The 21869-nt window shown below is 40.7% G+C and carries 23 protein-coding genes and 1 pseudogene; 16 read left to right on the top strand and 8 right to left on the bottom strand.

Features of this window, described 5'->3' with window-relative positions; translation table 11 throughout:
- Nucleotides 1–101 precede the first annotated feature (101 nt).
- Together ACR42H_RS17705 and ACR42H_RS17700 are read left to right on the top strand one after the other, a co-directional pair.
- Nucleotides 102–890, top strand: a complete 789-nt coding sequence (locus ACR42H_RS17705) for an ABC transporter ATP-binding protein (RefSeq protein WP_009333564.1) — start codon at nucleotides 102–104, stop codon at nucleotides 888–890.
- The gene (locus ACR42H_RS17700) at nucleotides 890–2062 is read left to right on the top strand and encodes a phenylacetate--CoA ligase family protein (protein WP_436372276.1); all 1173 of its coding nucleotides are present in this window, start codon (nucleotides 890–892) and stop codon (nucleotides 2060–2062) included. The genes ACR42H_RS17705 and ACR42H_RS17700 overlap by 1 nt, the downstream gene beginning before the upstream one ends.
- A 386-nt stretch (nucleotides 2063–2448) precedes the next feature.
- On the opposite strand, the gene ACR42H_RS17695 is transcribed toward ACR42H_RS17700, so the two are convergent.
- Both ACR42H_RS17695 and ACR42H_RS17690 read right to left on the bottom strand, forming a co-directional pair.
- Nucleotides 2449–3069 (bottom strand): class I SAM-dependent methyltransferase, encoded by a 621-nt coding sequence (locus ACR42H_RS17695; RefSeq protein ID WP_113881341.1) that lies wholly within the window; start codon nucleotides 3067–3069, stop codon nucleotides 2449–2451.
- An 82-nt stretch (nucleotides 3070–3151) separates the two neighbouring features.
- Entirely contained in the window at nucleotides 3152–3952 is an 801-nt protein-coding gene (locus ACR42H_RS17690; RefSeq protein ID WP_113881344.1) for a DUF169 domain-containing protein, read from the bottom strand.
- 172 nt (nucleotides 3953–4124) lie between these two features.
- Between ACR42H_RS17690 and ACR42H_RS17685 the strand changes: the two genes are divergently transcribed.
- The 7 genes from ACR42H_RS17685 to ACR42H_RS17655 all read left to right on the top strand — a co-directional run bounded on the left by ACR42H_RS17685 (nucleotide 4125) and on the right by ACR42H_RS17655 (nucleotide 10965).
- Nucleotides 4125–4541, top strand: coding sequence for an SRPBCC family protein (locus ACR42H_RS17685; RefSeq protein ID WP_436372273.1), 417 nt, complete (start codon nucleotides 4125–4127; stop codon nucleotides 4539–4541).
- Nucleotides 4541–4867: an ArsR/SmtB family transcription factor gene (locus tag ACR42H_RS17680; protein ID WP_113881346.1), complete on the top strand. Its 327-nt coding sequence runs from the start codon at nucleotides 4541–4543 to the stop codon at nucleotides 4865–4867. The genes ACR42H_RS17685 and ACR42H_RS17680 overlap by 1 nt, the downstream gene beginning before the upstream one ends.
- 118 nt (nucleotides 4868–4985) lie before the next feature.
- Nucleotides 4986–6356 (top strand): MATE family efflux transporter, encoded by a 1371-nt coding sequence (locus ACR42H_RS17675; protein ID WP_113881347.1) that lies wholly within the window; start codon nucleotides 4986–4988, stop codon nucleotides 6354–6356.
- A gap of 134 nt (nucleotides 6357–6490) precedes the next feature.
- On the top strand, nucleotides 6491–7504 hold the full coding sequence (locus tag ACR42H_RS17670; protein WP_113881348.1) for a hypothetical protein: 1014 nt from the start codon (nucleotides 6491–6493) through the stop codon (nucleotides 7502–7504).
- A gap of 71 nt (nucleotides 7505–7575) precedes the next feature.
- Entirely contained in the window at nucleotides 7576–8262 is a 687-nt protein-coding gene (locus ACR42H_RS17665) for a response regulator transcription factor (RefSeq protein WP_436372270.1), read from the top strand.
- Nucleotides 8252–9667 carry an ATP-binding protein gene (locus ACR42H_RS17660; RefSeq protein WP_436372268.1) on the top strand — a complete coding sequence of 472 codons (1416 nt, stop codon included), beginning with the start codon at nucleotides 8252–8254 and terminating at the stop codon, nucleotides 9665–9667. The genes ACR42H_RS17665 and ACR42H_RS17660 overlap by 11 nt, the downstream gene beginning before the upstream one ends.
- A gap of 266 nt (nucleotides 9668–9933) precedes the next feature.
- Nucleotides 9934–10965: an STAS domain-containing protein gene (locus ACR42H_RS17655; protein ID WP_436372266.1), complete on the top strand. Its 1032-nt coding sequence runs from the start codon at nucleotides 9934–9936 to the stop codon at nucleotides 10963–10965.
- A gap of 57 nt (nucleotides 10966–11022) precedes the next feature.
- Here ACR42H_RS17655 and ACR42H_RS17650 read toward each other — a convergent pair whose 3' ends face one another.
- Nucleotides 11023–11652: a flavodoxin family protein gene (locus ACR42H_RS17650; RefSeq protein ID WP_436372264.1), complete on the bottom strand. Its 630-nt coding sequence runs from the start codon at nucleotides 11650–11652 to the stop codon at nucleotides 11023–11025.
- Between the two features lie 129 nt (nucleotides 11653–11781).
- Between ACR42H_RS17650 and ACR42H_RS17645 the strand changes: the two are divergent.
- The 7 genes and pseudogenes from ACR42H_RS17645 (at nucleotide 11782) to ACR42H_RS17615 (ending at nucleotide 16489) form a co-directional block, all read left to right on the top strand.
- Nucleotides 11782–12181 (top strand): annotated as a pseudogene (locus ACR42H_RS17645) (VOC family protein).
- Nucleotides 12182–12186: 5 nt separating this feature from the next.
- Nucleotides 12187–13026 carry an alpha/beta fold hydrolase gene (locus ACR42H_RS17640; RefSeq protein WP_436372262.1) on the top strand — a complete coding sequence of 280 codons (840 nt, stop codon included), beginning with the start codon at nucleotides 12187–12189 and terminating at the stop codon, nucleotides 13024–13026.
- A gap of 13 nt (nucleotides 13027–13039) precedes the next feature.
- Entirely contained in the window at nucleotides 13040–13513 is a 474-nt protein-coding gene (locus ACR42H_RS17635) for a GNAT family N-acetyltransferase (protein ID WP_436372260.1), read from the top strand.
- Between the two features lie 100 nt (nucleotides 13514–13613).
- Nucleotides 13614–14291, top strand: coding sequence for an NAD(P)H-dependent oxidoreductase (locus tag ACR42H_RS17630; protein WP_436372258.1), 678 nt, complete (start codon nucleotides 13614–13616; stop codon nucleotides 14289–14291).
- Nucleotides 14292–14402: 111 nt separating this feature from the next.
- Entirely contained in the window at nucleotides 14403–15344 is a 942-nt protein-coding gene (locus ACR42H_RS17625; RefSeq protein ID WP_436372257.1) for a hypothetical protein, read from the top strand.
- A 17-nt stretch (nucleotides 15345–15361) separates the two neighbouring features.
- Nucleotides 15362–16171: a GNAT family N-acetyltransferase gene (locus ACR42H_RS17620; RefSeq protein ID WP_436372255.1), complete on the top strand. Its 810-nt coding sequence runs from the start codon at nucleotides 15362–15364 to the stop codon at nucleotides 16169–16171.
- Between the two features lie 27 nt (nucleotides 16172–16198).
- A complete protein-coding gene (locus ACR42H_RS17615) occupies nucleotides 16199–16489 on the top strand; it encodes a hypothetical protein (RefSeq protein WP_436372253.1) in 291 nt (96 codons plus the stop codon).
- Nucleotides 16490–16803: 314 nt separating this feature from the next.
- Here the strand turns inward: ACR42H_RS17615 and ACR42H_RS17610 are convergent, their stop codons facing one another.
- The 5 genes from ACR42H_RS17610 to ACR42H_RS17590 are packed head-to-tail and all read right to left on the bottom strand — an operon-like array spanning nucleotide 16804 to nucleotide 21803.
- Nucleotides 16804–17985 carry a M24 family metallopeptidase gene (locus ACR42H_RS17610; RefSeq protein WP_436372251.1) on the bottom strand — a complete coding sequence of 394 codons (1182 nt, stop codon included), beginning with the start codon at nucleotides 17983–17985 and terminating at the stop codon, nucleotides 16804–16806.
- On the bottom strand, nucleotides 17966–19012 hold the full coding sequence (locus ACR42H_RS17605) for an ABC transporter ATP-binding protein (RefSeq protein WP_436372249.1): 1047 nt from the start codon (nucleotides 19010–19012) through the stop codon (nucleotides 17966–17968). The genes ACR42H_RS17610 and ACR42H_RS17605 overlap by 20 nt, the downstream gene beginning before the upstream one ends.
- Nucleotides 18970–19959 (bottom strand): ABC transporter ATP-binding protein, encoded by a 990-nt coding sequence (locus ACR42H_RS17600; RefSeq protein ID WP_436372247.1) that lies wholly within the window; start codon nucleotides 19957–19959, stop codon nucleotides 18970–18972. The genes ACR42H_RS17605 and ACR42H_RS17600 overlap by 43 nt, the downstream gene beginning before the upstream one ends.
- Before the next feature lie 15 nt (nucleotides 19960–19974).
- Nucleotides 19975–20877, bottom strand: coding sequence for an ABC transporter permease (locus tag ACR42H_RS17595; protein ID WP_436372245.1), 903 nt, complete (start codon nucleotides 20875–20877; stop codon nucleotides 19975–19977).
- An 8-nt stretch (nucleotides 20878–20885) separates the two neighbouring features.
- A complete protein-coding gene (locus tag ACR42H_RS17590; RefSeq protein ID WP_436372243.1) occupies nucleotides 20886–21803 on the bottom strand; it encodes an ABC transporter permease in 918 nt (305 codons plus the stop codon).
- Nucleotides 21804–21869 lie beyond the last annotated feature (66 nt).

The following is a 21869-nucleotide window of genomic DNA, read 5'->3' as shown; positions in this document are numbered from 1 at the left end:
GCAAATAAACCCAGAAAACCAGCAAACAACAAATGATTCAGAACTTGTCCTTGGAACGAATAAATAGAGAAAGAGTTTATAAAAGGCGGGAGGACAGATGCATGCTGACAATTAACAATGTCGAAGTGATGTACGATAAGGTCATCCTTGTGCTAAAGGGGATGTCGATGGTGGTGCCCAAAGGGAAAATAGTTGCTCTTCTCGGCAGTAATGGAGCCGGAAAAACGACTACCCTTAAAGCCATTTCCGGACTGTTGAAGAGTGAAAATGGTGAAGTAACAGACGGGTTTATCGAGCTGTATGGGGAGCGCATTGATGTAAGCGATGCTGAAACCATCGTAAAGAAAGGCATTTTTCAGTGCATGGAAGGAAGACGTGTCTTTAAGCACCTTTCTGTGGAAGATAACCTGATTGCGGGTGCTCATACCAGGAAAGACCGGAAGAATATTAAAAGTGATATTCAAAAAGTCTATCATTACTTTCCAAAGCTTGAAATGCTGAAGCACAGGCAGGCGGGATATCTGTCAGGAGGAGAGCAGCAAATGCTGGCCATTGGCAGGGGGATCATGGCAAAGCCGAAGGTGCTGCTTCTTGATGAACCTTCATTAGGACTGGCCCCGCTATTAGTAAAAGAGATCTTCGGGATTATAAAAAAAATCAATGAAGAAGAGGGGACCACAATACTGGTAGTTGAACAGAATGCCAATGTTGCCTTGTCGATTGCCGATTATGGATACATCATGGAAAACGGCAGGATTGTGATGGATGGAACAGTGGACCGGCTTCTCTCCAATCAGGATGTGCGTGAATTTTACCTTGGAATGGGGGATAAGGGACGGAAAAGCTATAAAGATATTAAATCTTATAAAAGAAGAAAGAGGTGGCTGTAGTGGAAAAGCTGAAGGAAGTGATCCAGCATGCCTATGACAATGCCCAAGGATTTAAAAGTCAGCTTGATAATGCACATATTTCTCCAAGTGACATTCTGTCACTAAAGGATCTACAAAAAATTCCTGTGCTTAAAAAAGATCGATTGCCGGAAGTGCAATCTGCAGACCAGCCCTTCGGAAGCCTTGCAGCTGTAAAGCCTAATGAGATGGCACGAATCTTTATGTCACCAGGACCAATCTATGATCCGCAAACCACCGAGAAGGATTTTTGGCGATTTTCAGAAGCTCTCAGGGCAGCTGGGTTTAACAGTAATGATATTGTACAGAATACATTTTCCTATCATCTTTCACCGGCAGGCTTTATGTTTGACTCGGCACTTCGTGAAATAGGAGCAACTGTCATCCCGGCCGGAACCGGGAATCGGGAACTGCAGATTCAGATCATGAAGGATGTCAGGGTAACCGGCTATGTGGGAACTCCCAGCTTCTTTAACCTTTTGCTTGATGCCATTGAAGAAAAGGGTTGGAAGATGGGAAATGATGTAGTCTTGAACAAAGCTTTCTTTACCGCAGAAATGCTGACTGAACAAATGCGGAAAAGGTGTGAAGACAATGGAATTTCCGTATATGAAGGCTATGGGACTGCGGATTGCGGATGTATTGCTTTTGAAGACAAGCAGGGCCCAGGGCTGAGAGTAACTGATTCTGCCATCGTTCAAATCTGTGACCCCCAGACTGGATGGGAGGTCTCAGATGGAGAAGGAGAAGTGGTTGTCACTCTATTTGATAAAAGCTACCCTCTCATCCGCTTTGGCACAGGCGACCTCTCCCGCTGGGTTAAAGGGTACGAGGGAAAAAGGATTGCAGGAGTGCTGGGGCGTGTTAGTGATGGAGTAAAGGTTAAAGGAATGTTTGTAAGGGAAAAACAGCTTGAACAAGTCTTGAATGAAGCAGGGTATTCGATCTTCCAGGCTGTTGTCACAAATAAGAACGGGCAGGATCAGCTTACCATTTTCATAGAGTCTGAGAAAGGGCTGGAACCCGAGCTTTCATCAAAAATTCAGGATGTGATCAGGGTCAAGCCAATCCTGGCATTAACAGCGGCATGCTCAATTAAAAAGGATGATAAGAAGCTGGTTGATAACCGGAATTACGAATTAAAAAAGGTGTAGTCAAAGGAGGCTGATTGAATCGGCCTTCTTTTTTGTGGAGAACTGAAAAGGATTTCAAGTTTTGAAATATGAATAAAGCCGAAAGTGGATCATGAATAAGAGAATGGGAGTTAATCTTTCACATTAACGCCGAAACTATGGTAGGGGAAGATAAAATGGTAGTTAATCAACTGGAATAACGCCGAGAATGTGGTAGGGATGATGAAAATGGTAGTTAAACAGCCGGATTAACAACGAAAATGTGGTTGTGAAAAGGAGAATGGTAGTTAATCAGAGCTAATAACGACGAAAAAGTTAAGAGGAAAAAAACGCAGCTACTCAGCTGCCAGCAACAAAAATAGAGTAGCAATCCCCAAATAATCACAAATGGTGCCGCTAATTAAAAATTAACGGCTGCCATCGTTATTCTCACACTCTATTACTAGAAACAATCCTTTATAATAGGAAGTTACGTTCGTAACCTTCATGCCGGATTCCTGAATAGCCAGAAGTGTATCACGGTTTAAGTGGCAGCCGTCACAAATTCGTTTCCATATAGGGTTTAGGGCCTCCTGTGCAAGTGCCAGAGCAGGCTGCTCCATTTTAACATGCTCAAAGAATAGTATTTTTGCCTTTGGCTTACAGACTCGTTTGATCTCCGCGAGTGCTTTGTCAGGATTTGGTATCGTACAGAAAACAAGAGTGGCAACTGCTGAATCAAATGTTTTGTCCGCAAATTCAAGATCTTCAGCTGACTGCCGGTGGATATGGATAGGTACTGCGGCCGAATTCTTGCGTGAAATAGATTTTTCAATCATTGCCTGGTTTGGCTCTATGGCATCGACCCGATCAGCATTTTTGTATAATGGGAAGTTAATGCCTGTGCCGGCACCAACTTCGAGTACCCGGCCGTCCGCCATGGAAAGAATTTCACTTCTGATTTTCCGGAATTTTCTTTTTTCAAGTGGCTGCATGGCCAAATCATATAGGGATGGGAATAAGCTGCTCAATAATTTCACTCTTTTCATAATAGCTGTCTTTTTTCTATTTTACCCTTTTCCCCAAATGAAACAAGCTGGTACCTCTCTTAGGGGCACCAGCATCAATAAATCAAGGGAGGGTGTCGAACATCTCGTTCAGCTTCTCATAGGTGTCCGGATACTTTGCCTCATACTGAAGGTAGGTTGGGACAGGGTAGCGCACACCGCCTTTGTGGGTTTGCTGTAATCCCTCAGCAAACTCATCTGCCATGGAAAAAGGAATGGTGAAGGCCATCTCGTGATCATGAGTCTGACCAAAAACACGGTCTCCATAGCATGGCAGGATCACCTGCGGCTTCCCTGTTTTAATCGTTTTAATAACGATATCGGCACAGTCAGCTCTAGCCGTAAAAGTGGATGTAATTTCACCGCCCGTATGATAAAGGGCAGCCGCAACCATTCTCATGACTTGGGCTGAATTCCCATAGACAGTGATTACTTCCGGTTTAAATGCTGCTCTCCCGAGCGGAGCCATTACTATAGTTCCGGCTTCCTCTTTTGAAAATTTAGGGACTGCCGCTTCGGTTAAGGCACCAAGGTCACAGGTTTTTGTATACATGCCATCTGTTAAGCTTCCTTTAGAGTAATAGTCCAGTTCCTCTTCAAATCCAAAAGCAATTTTGGCAATTGGGCATGATAAGTCTTCTTTGCCCATGGCAATGGACCAGCCATATCTTCTTGACATTGTCACACCCTGACAGATGCTGAAGGTTTTTCCAAAATCTCTGGCTGGACGCTTTACCCTATCAGGAAGTGCTTCTTCTTTTTTCAAAACTCTTATAGCAAGCGGAAAGGTGTCGGGACGCACATATGTAAGAATCGCCGTTTCCAGATCAGAAAGTTTTTGGGCATGGACCGTTTGCTGCATCATTATCCCTCCTTTAGATATAAATATATTTCTGTAAAATATATGGATTAACCTGCATATTTAGGCTTTAATTTAGGAAACATCATAATATTCCAGTTGACATGAAACCAAAAGGTTTTATATGATTGAAATGAAACCAAAAGGTTATATTTTATTCATAAAGGGGAGCAAGTAAATGGAAACACTTCAGGATATTAAACAAACAGTCATACTTAATGCGCCTATTGAAAAGGTTTGGAAGAAAGTCTCTACGGCAGAAGGAATTGAAGCCTGGTTTATGCCTAATGATTTTAAGGCTGAGCTGGGTTATGAGTTTCATATTCAGTCCCCATTTGGCCCGTCTCCCTGTAAGGTGACAGAACTGGATGAACCTAACCGCCTTTCTTTTAAATGGGATACAGATGGATGGTTTGTATCTTTCCTATTGAAAGATTTGGGCGGCAAAACTGAATTTACTCTTATACATGGCGGCTGGAAACAGTCAGATGAACTGGTTGAGAAAGCTCAAGCGGAGAGTGCGGTTATCCGTGAAAGAATGTCTCAGGGATGGACTGGAATTCTTGCGAAGCTTGGCAAGGTTGTTGAGGAATAATGGGTGTTTCTGCCAGGAAACATGATGTGTTTCAGGCAATCGCCGATCCAACGAGGAGAGAAGTGTTAAGGCTGCTGGCTGAAAAAGAACGCCCGATCTCAGAGATAAGTGCTCATTTTCCCATAAGCCGGACCGCCATATCAAAACATCTTCATATCCTTTCTGAAGCTGAATTAGTAAAAGGAAAAAAGGCAGGCAGAGAAAGAATCTATCATCTCCAGCCTGAGCCGCTGACAGAATTAAAGCAATGGCTGTCCTATTATGAACAATTCTGGAATAATAAGCTGCAAAAACTCAAATATATAGTTGAAGAAGAAAATGAGTGATGTCCTGGAAAAAGAGCTTCTGCAGCTCTTTTTTCTTTTGTATAAAAGGAAGGTCTTTATTCTTAAAGATATAATATAATGATATTTGTGTTTAATATTTTGTGAAGGAGTCTTTAGGATGTATCAGACGTTTACTTTAATGGAGAAGATCAGGCAAATCACCATCATGCTGATTCCTATTTTAATCACGCAGCTTGGCATGTTTGCAATGGTCTTTTTTAATACGATCATGTCGGGAAGATATAATGCTTCCGACCTTGCAGGCGTAGCGATAGGCTCCTCCATTTGGAATCCTGTTTTTACCGGGCTCAGCGGAATTTTAATGGCTGTATCTCCAATTGCGGCTCAAGCGTTAGGAGAGAAAAAGAACAAAGAAGTTACTTCTATCGTGAAAAATGGAATTTTTCTGGGCTTTGTTATTGCCTTTGCAGTCATCCTGTTAGGTTCTTTATTGCTTGACCCGCTGCTTGATAGCATGAATCTGACTAATGCTGTGGAAGCAACGGCTCGGGGCTATCTTGTGGGACTCAGCTTTGGGATCATTCCTTTATTTATATTTAATGTTTTAAGATCTTTCATCTATGCACTCGGCAAAACGAGAGTTGTAATGGTGATTTTGTTTTGTTCACTTCCAATCAATTTCTTCCTGAATTATGTCCTGATATTTGGCTATTGGGGATTTCCTGAATTGGGAGGAGCAGGAGGAGGGTATGCAACTTCTATTACGTATTGGTTCATCCTTATCATGACTGCTTTTATTATAAAAACGAAGGAGCCTTTTTCAAGCTATACGATATTCAGCGGTCTAAATGATTTTTCATGGGATAAATGCAAAGAAATCTTAAAGATTGGAGTACCCATGGGATTGTCAATCTTTTTTGAAACGAGTATGTTTGCAGTGGTGACCATCTTAATCAGTAAATTCAATGTGACAACTATTGCCGCGTATCAGTCTGCATTAAACATTGTTTCATTCCTGTATATGATTCCAATCAGCATCTCAATGGCGCAGACAGTGTTAGTCGGATTTGAAGTGGGTGCAGGCAGGTATAAGGATGCAAAGTCCTACAGCTGGCTCGGCATCTATTTAGCCGTATTGATTGCCTTGTTTACTGGGCTTCTGGTCGTATTTTTCCGCTATGAAGTCGCAGGTTTTTATTCCACTGACAGTGCCGTTATTGCGTTAACTGCCCATTTTCTAATTTACGCCCTGTTTTTCCAGGTTTCTGATGCCATCCAAGCTACTGCACAAGCTGCATTAAGAGGATATAAAGATGTGAATATTTCTTTTGTTATCACATTGATTGCCTATTGGCTGATCTGTCTGCCTGCTGGCTATGTTCTTGCACATTATACCAGCCTCGGGGCCACTGGATATTGGCTTGGCCTTACCTTCGGGCTTCTTGCTGCAGGTGTTTGTCTTTCAATGAGGCTCATCTTTATCCAGAAGAGGAGATTTATCAATGAAGAAGTTCGGGAAGCAGGCTAAAAACCGTCTGGCCGTTTATTGCGGCATTGACGGTTTTTTTTTTGTTTTTTTGACATCTTCCTGACATATTGCCCCGATATAGTAAAGTCGAGGTTAAGAATGCTTGGCCTTTAAAATAGTCAGGAGGTATAGTGATGAAAAAGACAATCATTGGTGTTAGCCTTGCAGGTTTAATACTGGCAGGAGGGTATGCAACAACATCTTTTGCAGCAGATACCGAAACTTCTGCAGAAAAAGGCGAGGTAAGCAGGAAATTTAAAAACAAGGGGTTTGGACATCATGGCAGGGGGGGGACTAATGACTCTGAATCTGTCCTTCAAAGAGCTGAAGAGCTCGGCATTAAAACAGAAGGAAAAGATGGCGAAACCTTAATTGGTGAAATCCGGGAAGCAGAAATTCTGAAAGAAGCGAAGGAGCTTGGGATTAAAACGGATGGGAAAGACGCTGAAGACCTTCTGGAGGAAGTAATGATTGCTAAGCTGAAAAAGGAAGCTGCAGAAATGGGCATCAAGACAGAAGGAAAAGATGCAGAAGCACTCCATGAAGAAATTGGTACAGCAAAGCTAAAAGAGGAGGCCAAAGAACTGGGAGTATCAACTGAAGACAAAGATTTGGTTACTCTTAAGAAAGAAATACAGGCTGCTTCATTAAACAAGAAGGCAAAAGAGCTGGGGATTTCTTCTGATGGAAAAGGTTTGCAGACCTTATCAGAAGAAATATACACAGCATCAGTAAAAAAAGAGGCTGAAAAACTAGGAATCTCCATAGAAGGCAAAGATATCAGGGAAGCTGCGAAAGAGGTCTTTTCCGTGAAGGTCAAAAAAGAAGCGAAGGAACTTGGCATATCAATAGATGGGAAATTTATTCAGCAAATTGCTCAAGAGGTTAGGGAGAAAAAAGTGGCTGATCTCGCTAAGGACTTGGGTATTTCCACCAATGATAAATCAACAGCAGACCTTATCGCGGAAATAGAAGAGAAGGACAGTGCTAAATTACAGGATGTAATTGGAGAAAATTTTATGGGTATTAAAGGGTTGGGCATGAAGGAAATGAGAGGCAGTCATGGACCTGGGAAAGATGGCAGCATGAGGCAGCGGGTATCAAAAGAAGATCTAACTGATACAAGTACAGATTCAGGCTCTTTGTAATAAGTATTAAAAATCCCCGTGTACAAATCCGGGGATTTTTCTGTATAGTTAACTTATTGGAGGAAAGTAAAATGAAAAAGATCCTTGTGGCAGAAGATGAATTGGCTATTTCCAGGGTTTTAAGCGCTTATTTGCAGCGAGAAGGGTTTGAAGTTCTAACAGCATATGATGGCACCGATGCCCTTGAGCAATTTTTCAGTCACACACCTCAGCTTGTGATCCTGGATATTATGATGCCCGGCATGGATGGATGGAGTGTACTTGAAAAAATTCGTGAAAAAAGTGCATGTCCTGTCATCATGCTTACAGCGCTGGGGGATATTGATTACAAGTTGAAGGGCCTGAATTCAGGTGCAGATGATTATATTTCAAAGCCTTTTATCGGGGATGAGGTAATTGCACGTGTGAATGCCGTATTACGGCGATCAGCAAATATGTACACGGATGAACATATAAAACAATATGGAAGCTTAACGATAAATTTTGATGCGCATAGTATTTTCCTGAATGGCAAGGAAATAAGTTTGACCCCGCGGGATTTATCTTTGCTGCTGTTTTTGGCTGAAAGGCCTAACAGGACCTTCACCAGGGATCAGTTGATTGACCATGTCTGGGGAATGGATTATGACGGAAGTGACCGTGCTGTCGATTTGGCCGTAAAGAGGATACGGCAGGCATTAACGGACTGGCCGGAAACAGAAGGTGAAATAAGGACGCTAAGAGGAATGGGGTACCAATTCCATGTTTATGAAAAATAACAAAAGAACAACACTGCTCCGCTATTGGACAACCCGCTATCTTTTTACACTTGTCATCGGACTTATCATACTGGCAGCGGGATCTATGTGGTGGATCAGGCAGACAACTCTTGAAAACCGGTTGAACTTGCTGCAGTACGTTGCTGATGAAACTGCGGGGCGTGTCGTGCAGCAGGACGGCGGCATAGAATTTGACCCGTTTTTTAACAGAATGCTGGAGGAAAGAGCTAAGCTGCTGGAATTTAAGTTTGACCCCCAGGTTTTTATAAGCGATTTAAATGGCCAGATATTATATAAAAAATCTGGGCGTATGCAGAGAAATAACCAGGCTGGTCCCAATCTCGGAACTTTGCCTGCGGATTTGCTTGAGAACGAAAAGAACGTCCAAAAACTGGAGACACAGGATGGGCAGGCTGTGTATGCGGTCAAGTCGGTGATATCATTCGATAATAACCAGGTTGGATGGGTCGTGGTGGTCCAAAGCGCAGATGATTTGACGAACGTAAATCAGGAATATTCCTTGTTATTTATCATGCTCACAGGATTGGGTCTCCTCGGATGGAGTGTTATTTATTTTCTTTCAAGGAAAATTTCGAGGCCCATTCAGGAAGTAGCTCAAGCTGCCTCCAAAGTCAGCGAAGGTGACTATAAAATCGAACTGAATGCCAGAGCCAATGAGGAAGAGATTCATAATTTAATCATTTCGTTTAAAGAAATGACAGAGCGGCTTATGCACCTTGAAAGACTTCGGGCAGAATTGCTGGCTGGGGTCACACACGATTTGAAAACTCCTGTGACATCTATAAGCGGCCTAATTCAGGCAGTGCGTGATGATGTTGTAAGCGGGGAAGAAAAAGAGGAATTTCTTGATATTTCTTTAAAAGAAGTCAGCCGTTTGCAGAAAATGATTGAGGACTTGCTCGATTTCAATTCACTTTCGTCCGGTGCTTTTTCAATCAGGCCCGAAAACTGTGATATGAATAAGCTCGTGCAAGATATTGTAAGGCAATGGGCACTGGCACAGAAAGGCCATTTTCACTATCGTGTGGAAGTGCCCGCTGAAACCTTATGCAGATCAACAGACCCGTACCGTCTGCAGCAGATTATGATTAATTTATTGAATAATGCTTATCATGCCATTGATGAAGATGGCAGAATTACTGTTATTTTAAGCGAAAGATTTATTGAGGTTCATGATAATGGTTCAGGAATAGCGGAAGAGGAACAGCCTTATATTTTTGAGCGTTTCTACAGGGGTGAACAGAAGAAACTGAAAGTAAGAGGGCTCGGATTGGGCCTTCCATTCAGCAAACTGCTGGCGGGTGCTTTGAACGCAAATTTATTTTTAAAAGAAAGTTCGGCAAAAGGCAGTATATTTACGATTAAGTGGGAAGAAGAAGGGTAGGTATAAGCGGGGAAGACTTGCTTGCCTATCTTTTTTTTGGAGGTGAATAAAAACTCTCCACAATGAGCTGTGGAAAATTGCATGGATTATGGGCTCGCAGGCGGCAAATTTCAGCAGCTATTTTACATGACTATTTTTCATATTTAATAAGGGTTTAACGGAAGCATATACATTTTTGACTCCGAAATATTCTTGAGGGTAGAATAATAATGTTCTTTAAATAGATGACTAGATAGCAATCAATGTATAAAATGAGGGGGTATTCGATGGAGACTAACTCTTCCAAGTATGAAATAAATGTAAATGGATCTTTATTTGATTGGGATTTGGATGATGCAACGTTTAGATTTGAGAATGACGATGTGGTGGTATTTTGGGTAAACACAGCTTTCAAGACACTGCTGGACTCCATTGAAGAGATCTCTGGTGAAAAGTCGGCCAAGCTTGTCCTAGAGACAGCAGGGTATCGTACAGGGAAAATTGTCAGCAAATTTTATTTGGAATCGAATAGAGAAAAAGAAGACATTATCAATCATCTGCCCAATATTTATCTAACTGCTGGATGGGGAAAAACAGACATTGTTTCCTTCTGTCTCAAAGAAAAGAAAGCCGTTGTACGTGTTAACAGCGGCTGGGAATATAAGATTAATATTGCTCAAAAGAAACAAACCGAAGGCACTTTTTTGCCTGGACATTGGGCAGGTGTGTTAAGCGGACTGTTTGAAACGAATATTTGGTATAAAGTGAGGCAAAGCCAGGTCCAGGGTGATCAGTATTCCGAATACGAATTTTTCGAATCCGGCATTACACCCTCCCAGAATATTAGCGCATTGATAAAGGAGCGGACACAAAGCAACCAGAAAGAGCTGGAGAAGGAAATTGCTGAGCAGACCAGAGTATTGTCTGAAATCATTAAAGAGATTTCTTCTCCTATTATACCTGTGATCGACTCCATTTTGGTCATCCCTTTGGTTGGAAGATATGAAGAGCTGCGGGCAGAGGAATTGCTGAACAGAACATTACTGAATCTTCCCCGTTATAAAGCTGAGTATTTAATACTGGACTTAACTGGATTAAAGGGTGTAGATCAATATACTCTAGATTTTCTGAAGAAATTTGTGAAAGCCGCTTCTCTATTGGGCAGCAACTGTATATTTGTCGGGATTTCACCGGAGCTTAGCCTCCAAATAATAATGAGCGGAAATAAAGAAACGCAAATTCCATGTTTTTCTATTCTGCAGCAGGGAATTACCCACGCGCTAAATCAATTGGGATTGGAGATTTCCCCCAAAAGATAGTGAGCAAAAAACCAGCATTTAGGGCTAATGCTGGTTTTTTACTGCATAATGATGCAACTATCCTTTGACGATATTTCCTTCTGCAGGTATCGGATGAGCTTTTAACATTCTAGCAAAATGGATTAAATTATAGGCCATTACTTTGGCATGCTGTCTTGTGAAGTCATTTTCATAGCCCTTTGCTTTAATGAAGGATGGGCCGGGACCAGCCTCTCCAACCCAATAGGTGTCAACGTTTGGCGGTATGGTGAATCCTATATGGGAGAGTGAATATAGCACAGAACGGGAAACTTGTTTGGCTCCATCTTCATTGCCAGTCACCACAACTCCGCCGACCTTGTTGTAATAAATATACTGGCCTTTTTCATTGGTCAAACTGCTTCCTCCATACAATCTTTCAATTACTTTAGTGGTGATGCTGCTCTGCTCGCCAAGCCAGATGGGAGAGCCAAGGATAAGGATATCTGACTCTTCAACCTTCTTAAAAATATCCGGCCATTCATCCTCCTGATCCACAGCTTCAGAAGTAATACCATAACCAATCTTAAAGTCTGCAGCTGTAATGACCTCTGTTTCGACTTCCGTTTCATCAAAAAATTTAATAACCTCATCTATAAGTGCGCCGGTATTGGAGGGTTCACTGCTCTTTTTTAGCGTACAGTTTAATACCAAAGCATTAATTGTCATGTTTATTCAACTCCCTTTCTATTATCCAATACTCTTAATTCCCTTAACTTTCGTTCAAAAACAATAATTTAAAGGAAATGTGATGATTTTAACGAATAACATAAATTGGAATGGAATAGGAGGGCTGCAATGATTTATGAAATGACGATTCAATTCAGGGTGCTGGACATGAAAAGGGGACTGTGGCGGTATGAAACATTGCTTAATAAAGAACCAGATTTCATTCCGCATGAAGGATTTGCAGAGTGGCAACTCATCACAGGTTGCTGGCTTCAGATAGCTGAGGGATCCCCCAGTATAGGGAGCGGTCCAATTAGGCTGGGTCTGCCTGATCTTGAACAGGAACGTAAAAAGCTAATCACAGAATTAAAAATAACTCCATTTGATATCCATACAAAAAGGAGTCCCTGTTAAGTGGGCTGCATTTTCTGATCCTTGGGGAAATAGATTTGGATATTTTGAATATATCGATAAGCATGAAAAGGAAACTCAAATAAAAAAGGTAATCAAAAATAAACTGTGGAGATGACTGCTATGGATCATCATTATATAGAAAGAAAGGAAGGCTTTACCCTTCATTATCTGGAATGGAAACCTGCATTCGAGAATGACAGCCTTCCCGTTATATGTATTCATGGGAACCTTTCAAATGGAAGAATGTTCAGGTGGATAGGAGAAAAACTTTCTCAAGGAAGATGGGGAACCCCAAGACGGGTCCTTTCGATTGACTTAAGAGGGTGTGGGGACAGCAGCCTTCCGGAGACCGGCTTTACAATCCGGCATCTGGCCAGCGATATTGAGGCGGTTCTCCAGCACACAGGAATTGAGAAAGCACACTTTATTTCATTTTCCAGGGGAGTTCCGAATACTGTGCAATTTGCAGTAGATTACCCGGGCAAAATAAAGGGCTTTGTAGTGGGGGACTATCCTGCAAAAAGCTTTGTTATGAAAAAAGAGTGGGTTGACAACCTAATCGCCAAATATAAAATTCATCAGACGTGGGGGGAGCTTTATCAGTCTATCTCCCCTAATCATGAAATCAGCCCGGAAGAATTTGCAGAAAGAAAAGAAGAATTCTATGTAAAAAAAGAAGATGGAATTCATGCGAGGGTTCATAAAGATCTCCCCATGAAGCTTCAGATGGATTCAGAGGATTTGGACTTAATGCACGGACTGGATCAGATTGAAGGGCCAGTCCTTTTATTGCGCGGAGAGGAAAAAGGCACTCTTATTAATGATGAAGAGGTACAGGAATTTAGAAGATATCATCCTTCATTAAAAGAAGAAATGATTGCAGGGTCAGGACATTCTGTTTTTGATCCGAAAGAACAAACAGAAAGCATTTTAAAGGATTATTTTTCCAATTTGACATAGAAAGGAGAACATAATGAAGATTCGAAGTCTTCGCCATTCTGAGCCCCCTCCCAGGAATCTGCTATTATTGGCAGATCCTTCAATTGAATTTATTGAGGATTATCTAAATCGAGGGGAAACATATATTGCTGAACTTAACGGAGCAGTAGTCGGCGTTTATATCCTTCTTGCCACAAGGCCAGGAACATGTGAGATTGTTAATATTGCCGTTAGTGAAAAATATCAGGGGGAAGGCATCGGCAGAAAACTTCTTCAGCATGCAATAGAGCTTGCTATTCAAGGTGGAAATAGGACTCTTGAAATTGGTACAGGGAATTCCAGTATCGGGCAGCTGGCTCTTTACCAAAAATGCGGTTTTAGAATCACTGGGGTCGATAGAGATTTTTTTGTGCGGAATTACAAAGAAGATATCCATGAAAATGGAGTTCATTGCCGGGATATGATCAGATTGTCTATGGATTTACAAAGACAAGCTTCAAATGATTAGGAACGGCAGTGAAAAGGGCAAACTAAAAGCTGATTTCATGAATGTTATGCTGTAATGTGTTACGTTAAATTTAGAACGGTCAAAAAAGGAGTGGTTGGTTTTGCGTGAAAAGGAAACTTTAAAGGAAGACATTCTGAATGCCTATCAATTCAGGCATGCGACAAAAGAATTTGATCCAAATAAAAAAATTCCCGAAGAAGATTTTCGATTTATATTGGAGACAGGCCGTCTGTCACCAAGTTCATTTGGTTTTGAGCCATGGCGTTTTGTGGTTGTTCAGAACCAGGAGCTCCGTGAGAAAATTAAGAATGCCTCCTGGGGAGCATTCGGTAAATTGCCTGAAGCAAGCCACTTTGTTTTAGTCCTGGCAAGAACGAAAAAAGACACAAAATATGATTCCCAGTATCTGCAGAATCATTTTAGAAATACTCTGGGGATGCCGGAAGAACTGATGGGAAAATATTTGCAGAGGATTGAGGAATTCCAGAAGTCTGATTTTGATCTTCTGGAAGGAAACCGCCCTCTCTTTGATTGGGCCTGTAAGCAAAGCTACATCGCACTGGGGAATATGATGACCGCTGCTGCACAAATTGGCATAGATTCCTGCCCTATTGAAGGTTTTGATATTGAAAAAATGAATAAGCTGCTGGATGAGGAAGGATTGCTTGAAAAAGGAAGCTTCGGGCTGTCGGTAATGTGCGCATTTGGGTACAGAGTGAAAGACCCAAGACCGAAAACACGCAGACCATTTGATGATATTGTAAAGTGGATTGTTTAGGAAAAGAGCTTTGACTCTTTTCTTTTTTTATTGTTTAAAAAAGGAAATTAAAATAATAGCTAGAAAACTAATAAGAAATCAAATGGGCCTATTTAAGAAAGGAAATGAATTATGAAGATTACGAAAGAACTATTTGAAAATACAAGCAGATGGATAAAAAGAAATGCAAGGCCGCTTGAATCAGCTTTATGGTCATACCATTTTGAGGATCGTAAGGATGAAGGGGTAATAAAATGTCTTGAAGCTTTTCAGAATGACGACGGAGGATTTGGCCATGGCATTGAACCTGATTTCTGGTCAGCTCACTCATCACCGATGGCTTCATGGGCGGCCGGACAAATTTTGATGGACATTGAAGCAGAACCCGAGTTAAATGTTGTACAAAAGCTAGTAAATTATTTGGAACACAGCTATATGCATGAGAAGAAAATGTGGCTATCAGTGATGCCTTCAAACAACGAGTACCCACATGCTCCATGGTGGCACTGGACAGAGAGTGTCCAGGAAAATTGGTTTTATAACCCAAGTGCAGAGCTTGCGGGGTTCTTATTGCATTGGTCACCACCCGGAAGCAGTGCTGCTGAAATAGGGTGGGAAATGATTAAGAATGCAGCTGATTACTTAATGGAAGCTGATGAGATGGATAGACATGAAATAAACAACTTTCAGCAGTTGGTTAAGTTAATGTCTAAGCAGGAAACTGAATTTGATTCCAGAATTAAATATCCTCTCAAGCATACGGCTGAAAAAGTGAATGCTCTTGCATACAAAGCTGCCGGGAAGAACAAGAGAGATTGGGGATTAGGCTATACAGCCACTCCATTGGATTTTGCTGAGCACCCAGAAAATTCTCTTTCTATGAAATTCGGAACGTTAATTGATGATAATCTTGATTTCTATATTGAGCAGATCTCAAATGAAGGAACCTGGGATATTTCCTGGAGCTGGGAACAATTTGATAATGAATTCCAAATTGCACGCAATCATTGGAAAGGAATACTTGCAGTTAAGCGATATAAGATATTGTATTCTTTTGGAAGGCTAGACGTTTAAAAAATGAGGTGCAAATTATGAATCTAGTGATGAAAAGTGACTTAGCTGAGAGGCTCGACCAGGCAGAGACAGATGTACTGCATTCCAGATTGACAGCTATTAAAAATCGGGATGGAAACCCAATGGGCGTGGAAATTAAAAGAATTGGCCAGACAACCGCTTTTTTTGCAAGGAATATTCCGGGCCCATCCTTCAATCTTGTTAAAGGATTTAAGGAAGCAGAGGCCGAAGTTCTGGATCAAATAGTTGATTTCTACCAGGGAAAAGGAATCCCCATTCGATTGGAGATCACACCTTCTAACGGATCATCAGATTTATTGAAGATGCTTCATCAAAAAGGATTTTATCAGTGTGATTTCCATACCACTCTGTTTGCGGAGCCTTCAGATCTTAAGGACCTTCCCATTCATGCTGGTATTGATATACGCAGGATGAAAAGAGAGGATTTTGACCTTTTCGGCGAGGTGTATACAAAGGGGTTTGGCATGCCTGGATTCCTTAGCCAAGGGATAGCTGAGAATAATGAGGTGCTTTATGGCAATGAAAACTGGGTCTTTTATCTCGCATTTGTAAACAACGAACCAGCTGGAATAGGTGTCATTTTTATGGAAGAAGGGGTGGCAAATCTTGCGGCTGCGGCTGTTTTGCCTTCTTTCAGAAACAGGGGAGTCCACAGCGCGCTTATTCAAGCCCGAATCTGCCAAGCGATTACAAATAATGCCGGGCTGGTGACAGGTCAGGCAAGGTTTGGTTCGGCAAGCCAGAATAATATGGAAAAAGCAGGTTTGAAAATTGGATATACAAAAGCGATTTGGATAAGGGAGTAAAACCGCATGAAGGCAGGAAGGTGTAAAATGGAGCATAAAATACATATCAGGAAGACGGCTAATGAGGATATTCCCAAGCTTGCGAGTTTAATGGGAGACTTGGGTTATCCTGTATCGCGAGATCAAATGGAAACAAGGCTAAATAACATCGGCTCACATCCTGATTACTGCACATTAGTGGCATGTCTAAAAAATAAGGTTATTGGCGGTATAAAGGATCAAAAGAAGACATTCGTAAAAGATATGGGATTTAAAGTGGCAAAGGAAAACGAAAAGATAATCGAAGTTTTGAAAGAAAAGAAAGTGGAAAACAAATGACTTCAATCTATCCTTTTTTATGGCTTATGAGGAGGGTGTACTAGGCTTATACTTCTTTTTTCATTTTTTTTAACACCCAGGCGGGCGTTATTATTTTTAATTTATGAACGCACTTTATCCAATTGATTAAAACTACTATCGTATTTAATTAATCCTTTGGGTAAAGTGCGTTTTTTGCATTTTCCATTACTTTTTAAGTTCCACTGGCCAAAATAAAAAAGTTCATTTAAAGTACCCCAGAAAAAAATTATAATGACTCAACCGTCCTTTCAGAAAGATTGAGTCATTCATTATTGGTACTAAGTATAACACCTTTAGTAACAAATTAAGGATTGGAGGTCTCTCGGGTAATAAGTCAACATTTCAATACCATTTTCTGTCACAAGAACCGTATCAGAGTGTCTAAAACCACCTAAGCCCTTCACATATATTCCAGGCTCAACGGTAACAACCATGCCTGGTTCTAGTAATGTGTGATCACCTAAGTCGAAAAACGGCGCTTCATGTCCAAGTATTCCGATGTTGTGGCCGGTATGGTGTCTCGTTAATTCTGTCAAATTGTTTTCTTTGAAATATGCTTGAACATCTTTTTCAACATCAGAGTACGTTCTTCCAGGTTTGATGGCTTTAAATGCAACTTCTTGGGCTTCATACATATGGTGAAAATATTTTTCCTGCTCTTTAGAATATTCTTCGACGAACATGACTCGCTCTAACTCACTTGTATATCCAAAAACACTGGATGCTGCTCCCGTTACTAGAGTGTTTCCTTTTTTTAATACGATATTTTGTGTTACGGCATGGGGGAAAGCAGATTCTGGACCGACTTGACCACGAAAAACAGCGTAAGGTGTTTGGCCATGTGGTTTATAATCGGGTCCAAGAGTATCAATCATGGCTTTTGTTGCTTCATTCGAAGCCTTACTAGTAATTTCAATTTCACTTAAACCACTTTTGGTATACTTTTGGAGCAAGCGGTGAACTAGATTTCCCCAGCGACAGGATTCTTTAATTAATTCAATTTCATTTGGACTCTTAATAAATCTCAATTCTTCAACTACACCCTGTAAAGATACAAATTGCTTCGAGTCGATTAGCTGATCTATAGCAGGACCGCGATAGCCCATTGGGGATCCATAACCTAAAGAATCATAACCAATCGTTTTATTTTCAAACCCATATTCTATTAAGATCTCTTTGAAATACTCCATCGGGTGCTTAATTCCTGGATATTCAGGATAGGAATGTACATAATCCACAATACTATATTCTTCCGCATGTTCATGCTCTAATGCTGGAACAAATAAGTGAACTTTATCTTGCGGATCAATCAGCAAACCAATAGGTCTCTCGGTAGGATGAAAATGAAATCCAGTTAAGTAAAAGATATCTGTTACAGAAAAAAGAACGGAAGCATCACATTCCTTTCCTTTGTAAATGCTTTTAAACTTTTCTTGTCTTTCTTTAAATTCGTATTTAGGAATAGATAATAGCATTTGTTTTTTCCTCCTTGTTAGTGGTATATAGATGGCAGCTTGCGGTATGACCTGTAGCTATTTCTGTGAGTGAAGGTTCAATAGATTTACACATTTCCATGACATATGGGCATCTTGTGTGGAACGTGCATCCGGAAGGTGGATTGGCAGGATTAGGAACATCTCCTTTCAATACGATTCGTTCTTTCGCTTCTCTGGGGTGAGACACAGGGATAGCTGAGATTAATGCCTGAGTATAAGGGTGCTTTGGATTTGAAAACAATTCTTCAGTGTCGGCTAATTCTACAATTTTCCCAAGATACATAACTGCAACTCGGTCTGTCATATGTTTAACAACACTTAAATCGTGGGAAATAAATAAGTATGTCAAACCAAAATCTTTTTGTAGCTCGAGCATTAAATTAATAACTTGTGATTGAACAGATACATCAAGAGCGGAAACGGGTTCGTCTGCTATAATAAAGTCTGGGTTTAAAATAACAGTCCTAGCTATGCCGATCCGCTGCCTTTGTCCACCGGAAAATTCATTAGGGTGCCGTTCAAGATGTGTTTTAGAGAGACCGACGATTTCTAGAATCTCGGTAATTTTCTCCAATCGTTCGTCAGGATGAAATTTCTTATGGACTCGGAGCGGTTCCATTAAGATTTGTTTAATGGTCATCTTAGGATTAAGAGAAGCGTACGGATCCTGAAAGACCATTTGCATCTCTTTCCGTAATGAGCGCATTTTTTCAGTCGGTAATGATAGAAGGTCTTGCCCCTTGTATCGGATTTTACCTGAAGTTGCACCAGTTAACCTTAATATGGTTCTTCCAGTTGTCGATTTTCCGCAACCAGATTCTCCAACTAGGGCAAAAGTTTCTCCTTTATTAATAGAAAAACTAATATCGTCTACAGCTTTTACTACTAGCTTCGGCTTAAAGAGACCTTGTGATATTTCATAGTATTTTTTAAGATTCTTAACTTCTAGTAAGGGCTTTTCCGTCAATGAATATTCACCTGCCGATTGGACTCTTGTAGCCAACATTTACTTAAATGCTCTCCCATTGAAAAAGTAGGAGGGGCGCTAACAGTGCATTTATCAAATGCATATGGACATCGATTGGCGAATGTGCAGCCTTCTCCAATTTCATCAGGCCTAGGTACTTGTCCGTTAATGGAATAGAGCTTGCTTTTTCTCGAATTATTCGTCGGAAGAGAATGGATTAGACCTTTTGTATATGGATGTAGAGGATTGTCAAATAGTTCATGGATTTCTGCCACTTCAACAATCTCCCCAGCATACATGACCACAACACGATCGCACATTTCTGCTACCACACCCAAATCATGTGTAATAAAAAGAAGACTCATATCTTTTTCAGTTTTAATTTGCTTCATCAGTTCTAAGATTTGTGCTTGAATGGTTACATCTAAAGCAGTAGTAGGTTCATCGCAAATGAGGAGTTTAGGATCGCATAAAAGGGCTAATGAAATCATTACGCGTTGCCTCATACCGCCTGATAATTGATGAGGATATTCGTTAATAATCTGTTCCGCTCTTGGAATGCCCACTTGCTTTAACATATTGATGATGGCTTCTTTTCTTTCTTTTTTTGGCATTTTTTTATGCTGTTTTAGTGGCTCACTTAATTGTTCACCTATTGTAAAAACAGGATTGAGAGAGGTCATTGGTTCCTGGAATATCATGGATATTTCATTCCCGCGAAGTTTTCTGTATTGGTGATTATCTAGAGTAGTTACATCTATATTATTAAAATGAATACTCCCAGAAACAATCTTGCTTTTTTTCTCTGGTAAAAGTCCCATTATCGCTAAAGAAGTAACACTTTTTCCACTACCAGATTCACCAACAACCCCAAGAGTTTCACTTTTTTTCAAGGAGAAATTTACCCCTCGAATCGGTTGAACGGTACCTTCTCCTGTACTAAATTGGATACCAAGATTTTTGATTTCAAGAAGTACTTCAGTCATTTTTTTCACCTCCTATTATTCGCCTTTTAGTTCTGGATCGAGTGTATCCCTTAACCAGTCACCAAATAAATTAACCCCAAGTGTAGTGAGGATAATCGCAATACCCGGGAATGTGATTAACCACCAAGAACTGAAAATATAGTCCTTTCCTTCATTAAGCATATTGCCCCATGCAGGAGTGGGCGGTTGAACTCCGAATCCTAAGAAACTTACGGATGCTTCTGCGATAATGTATGTGCCCATTTGTAAGGAGATTAAAATAATGATGGGTGTAAAGATATTAGGGAGGATATGTCTTACTAATATCTCGAATTTCGGCACACCAGTTGCGATTGCTGCTGTAATAAATTCCTTTTCTCTCAAAGCCAACACTTCACTCCGAATAACTCTGGCAAAAATAACCCATCCCGCTAAAGCAAGAGATATGATAATGTTTGTAAGTCCTGCTCCAAGTACTGCACTTATGACGAGTACTAATAAGATAAATGGAAAACTTAATTGAACATCCACAATTCGCATTAGAACTATATCAATCCAGCCCCTAAAGTATCCTGCAATCACACCCACGATGGTGCCAATGACCCCGGCTAATAAAGCTGTGGCTAACCCGATAATTAAGGATACTTTTGTACCTGCAATGATTCTAGAAAGTATATCTCTTCCTAATTGATCGGTTCCCAATATGTGACCGTCTGTAAAAGGAGGTAAAAGACGATCTCGTAATGGGGCATCCATAGGATCAAAAGGGGCAATCCATTGCCCAAATAGACTGAGAACTACTAAAAAGAAAACTATGCAAAAACCGAGCAACCCAGCCCAGCTTTTTGACAGTTTTCGAAAGAAATCCTTGAATTTAGATTTCTTTTTAAATTTCATATCAATTGATTTATTAGTGGTTGTAATTGTACTGGTTTCCACAGCTTCACCTACTTCACTCTAATTTGGGGGTTCACATATGCATATAAAATATCTGTAATAAAGTTGATGACTGCATAAATGATGGCAACGATAAATACGCCAGCCAATACAATTGGGAAATCTCGATTCATTAATGACTGGTGTAATAGTCTTCCTACACCTGGCCAAGAAAAAACAGCTTCCGTAATAACAGCGCCGCCTAATAAAACACCGAGATCAAGCGCAATTAATGTGAGGATCGGAATCAAAGAATTTTTTAAGGCGTATTTCATAATTAGCGTGGATGTTGGTGTTCCAGCTGCTTTGGTTGTTCGGATATAGTCTTTATTTAATACATCTAGCATGGCCGATCGAGTAAAACGGACAAAACGCGATACGCTATACAAAGCTAGTGTAATAACTGGAAGCACCATGTGATTAACAGAGCCGCCTCCACTCGATGGAAATAATTTTAGTTGAGCAGCAAAAATAAAAATTAAAATTAAACCAAACCAAAAACTGGGGATAGCCTGACCGATAACCGTAATCCCTACACTTGCTTTATCAAATAGAGTGTTTCGTTTATATGCAGATAGAACACCAAGTGGAATAGCGATGATGATTGATAATAACAATGCTGAGAATGCTAATTGAAAAGTTGCTGGCATTCTATCTAAAACAAGTCCTAGAGCATCGTCGCCACTTCTTAAAGATTCTCCAAAATCACCTTGAATGGCGCCTTTCATGAAGTCAATGTATTGAACATATAGTGGGCGGTTAAACCCTAATAACTCACGATATTCTTCAATTTGTTCCCTTGGCGCATCAGGCGGGAGGAATAGTGTGGTCGGATCTCCCGAAAGACGAATTAAAAAGAAGACTGCTGTTAGAGCAAGAAATACAACGATGACCACTTGTATTAATCTTTTAATTATAAAATCTAACATAGTAGCACCCCGCCTTATCCCTTGGAATAAAAGAAGAGAGAAGGGGACCCTCTCTTCTTTGAAACT

Origin of the sequence: Cytobacillus sp. BC1816 (genome assembly GCF_051353635.1) — a bacterium.
Taxonomy (GTDB): Bacteria; Bacillota; Bacilli; order Bacillales; family Cytobacillaceae; genus Cytobacillus; species Cytobacillus oceanisediminis_C.
This window is presented reverse-complemented; position numbering and strand designations above follow the sequence as displayed.

What these genes read in the sequence shown, in the direction of transcription:
- ACR42H_RS17685 (WP_436372273.1), top strand. Translation starts at nt 4,125, where the DNA reads ATGGAAACACTTCAGGATATTAAACAAACAGTCATACTTAATGCGCCT.
- ACR42H_RS17600 (WP_436372247.1), bottom strand. Translation starts at nt 19,959, where the DNA reads ATGACTGAAGTACTTCTTGAAATCAAAAATCTTGGTATCCAATTTAGT.
- ACR42H_RS17640 (WP_436372262.1), top strand. Translation starts at nt 12,187, where the DNA reads ATGGATCATCATTATATAGAAAGAAAGGAAGGCTTTACCCTTCATTAT.
- ACR42H_RS17705 (WP_009333564.1), top strand. Translation starts at nt 102, where the DNA reads ATGCTGACAATTAACAATGTCGAAGTGATGTACGATAAGGTCATCCTT.
- ACR42H_RS17670 (WP_113881348.1), top strand. Translation starts at nt 6,491, where the DNA reads ATGAAAAAGACAATCATTGGTGTTAGCCTTGCAGGTTTAATACTGGCA.
- ACR42H_RS17605 (WP_436372249.1), bottom strand. Translation starts at nt 19,012, where the DNA reads ATGTTGGCTACAAGAGTCCAATCGGCAGGTGAATATTCATTGACGGAA.
- ACR42H_RS17690 (WP_113881344.1), bottom strand. Translation starts at nt 3,952, where the DNA reads ATGATGCAGCAAACGGTCCATGCCCAAAAACTTTCTGATCTGGAAACG.
- ACR42H_RS17590 (WP_436372243.1), bottom strand. Translation starts at nt 21,803, where the DNA reads ATGTTAGATTTTATAATTAAAAGATTAATACAAGTGGTCATCGTTGTA.
- ACR42H_RS17625 (WP_436372257.1), top strand. Translation starts at nt 14,403, where the DNA reads ATGAAGATTACGAAAGAACTATTTGAAAATACAAGCAGATGGATAAAA.
- ACR42H_RS17615 (WP_436372253.1), top strand. Translation starts at nt 16,199, where the DNA reads ATGGAGCATAAAATACATATCAGGAAGACGGCTAATGAGGATATTCCC.
- ACR42H_RS17675 (WP_113881347.1), top strand. Translation starts at nt 4,986, where the DNA reads ATGTATCAGACGTTTACTTTAATGGAGAAGATCAGGCAAATCACCATC.
- ACR42H_RS17655 (WP_436372266.1), top strand. Translation starts at nt 9,934, where the DNA reads ATGGAGACTAACTCTTCCAAGTATGAAATAAATGTAAATGGATCTTTA.
- ACR42H_RS17680 (WP_113881346.1), top strand. Translation starts at nt 4,541, where the DNA reads ATGGGTGTTTCTGCCAGGAAACATGATGTGTTTCAGGCAATCGCCGAT.
- ACR42H_RS17650 (WP_436372264.1), bottom strand. Translation starts at nt 11,652, where the DNA reads ATGACAATTAATGCTTTGGTATTAAACTGTACGCTAAAAAAGAGCAGT.
- ACR42H_RS17610 (WP_436372251.1), bottom strand. Translation starts at nt 17,985, where the DNA reads ATGCTATTATCTATTCCTAAATACGAATTTAAAGAAAGACAAGAAAAG.
- ACR42H_RS17620 (WP_436372255.1), top strand. Translation starts at nt 15,362, where the DNA reads ATGAATCTAGTGATGAAAAGTGACTTAGCTGAGAGGCTCGACCAGGCA.
- ACR42H_RS17695 (WP_113881341.1), bottom strand. Translation starts at nt 3,069, where the DNA reads ATGAAAAGAGTGAAATTATTGAGCAGCTTATTCCCATCCCTATATGAT.
- ACR42H_RS17665 (WP_436372270.1), top strand. Translation starts at nt 7,576, where the DNA reads ATGAAAAAGATCCTTGTGGCAGAAGATGAATTGGCTATTTCCAGGGTT.
- ACR42H_RS17660 (WP_436372268.1), top strand. Translation starts at nt 8,252, where the DNA reads ATGAAAAATAACAAAAGAACAACACTGCTCCGCTATTGGACAACCCGC.
- ACR42H_RS17635 (WP_436372260.1), top strand. Translation starts at nt 13,040, where the DNA reads ATGAAGATTCGAAGTCTTCGCCATTCTGAGCCCCCTCCCAGGAATCTG.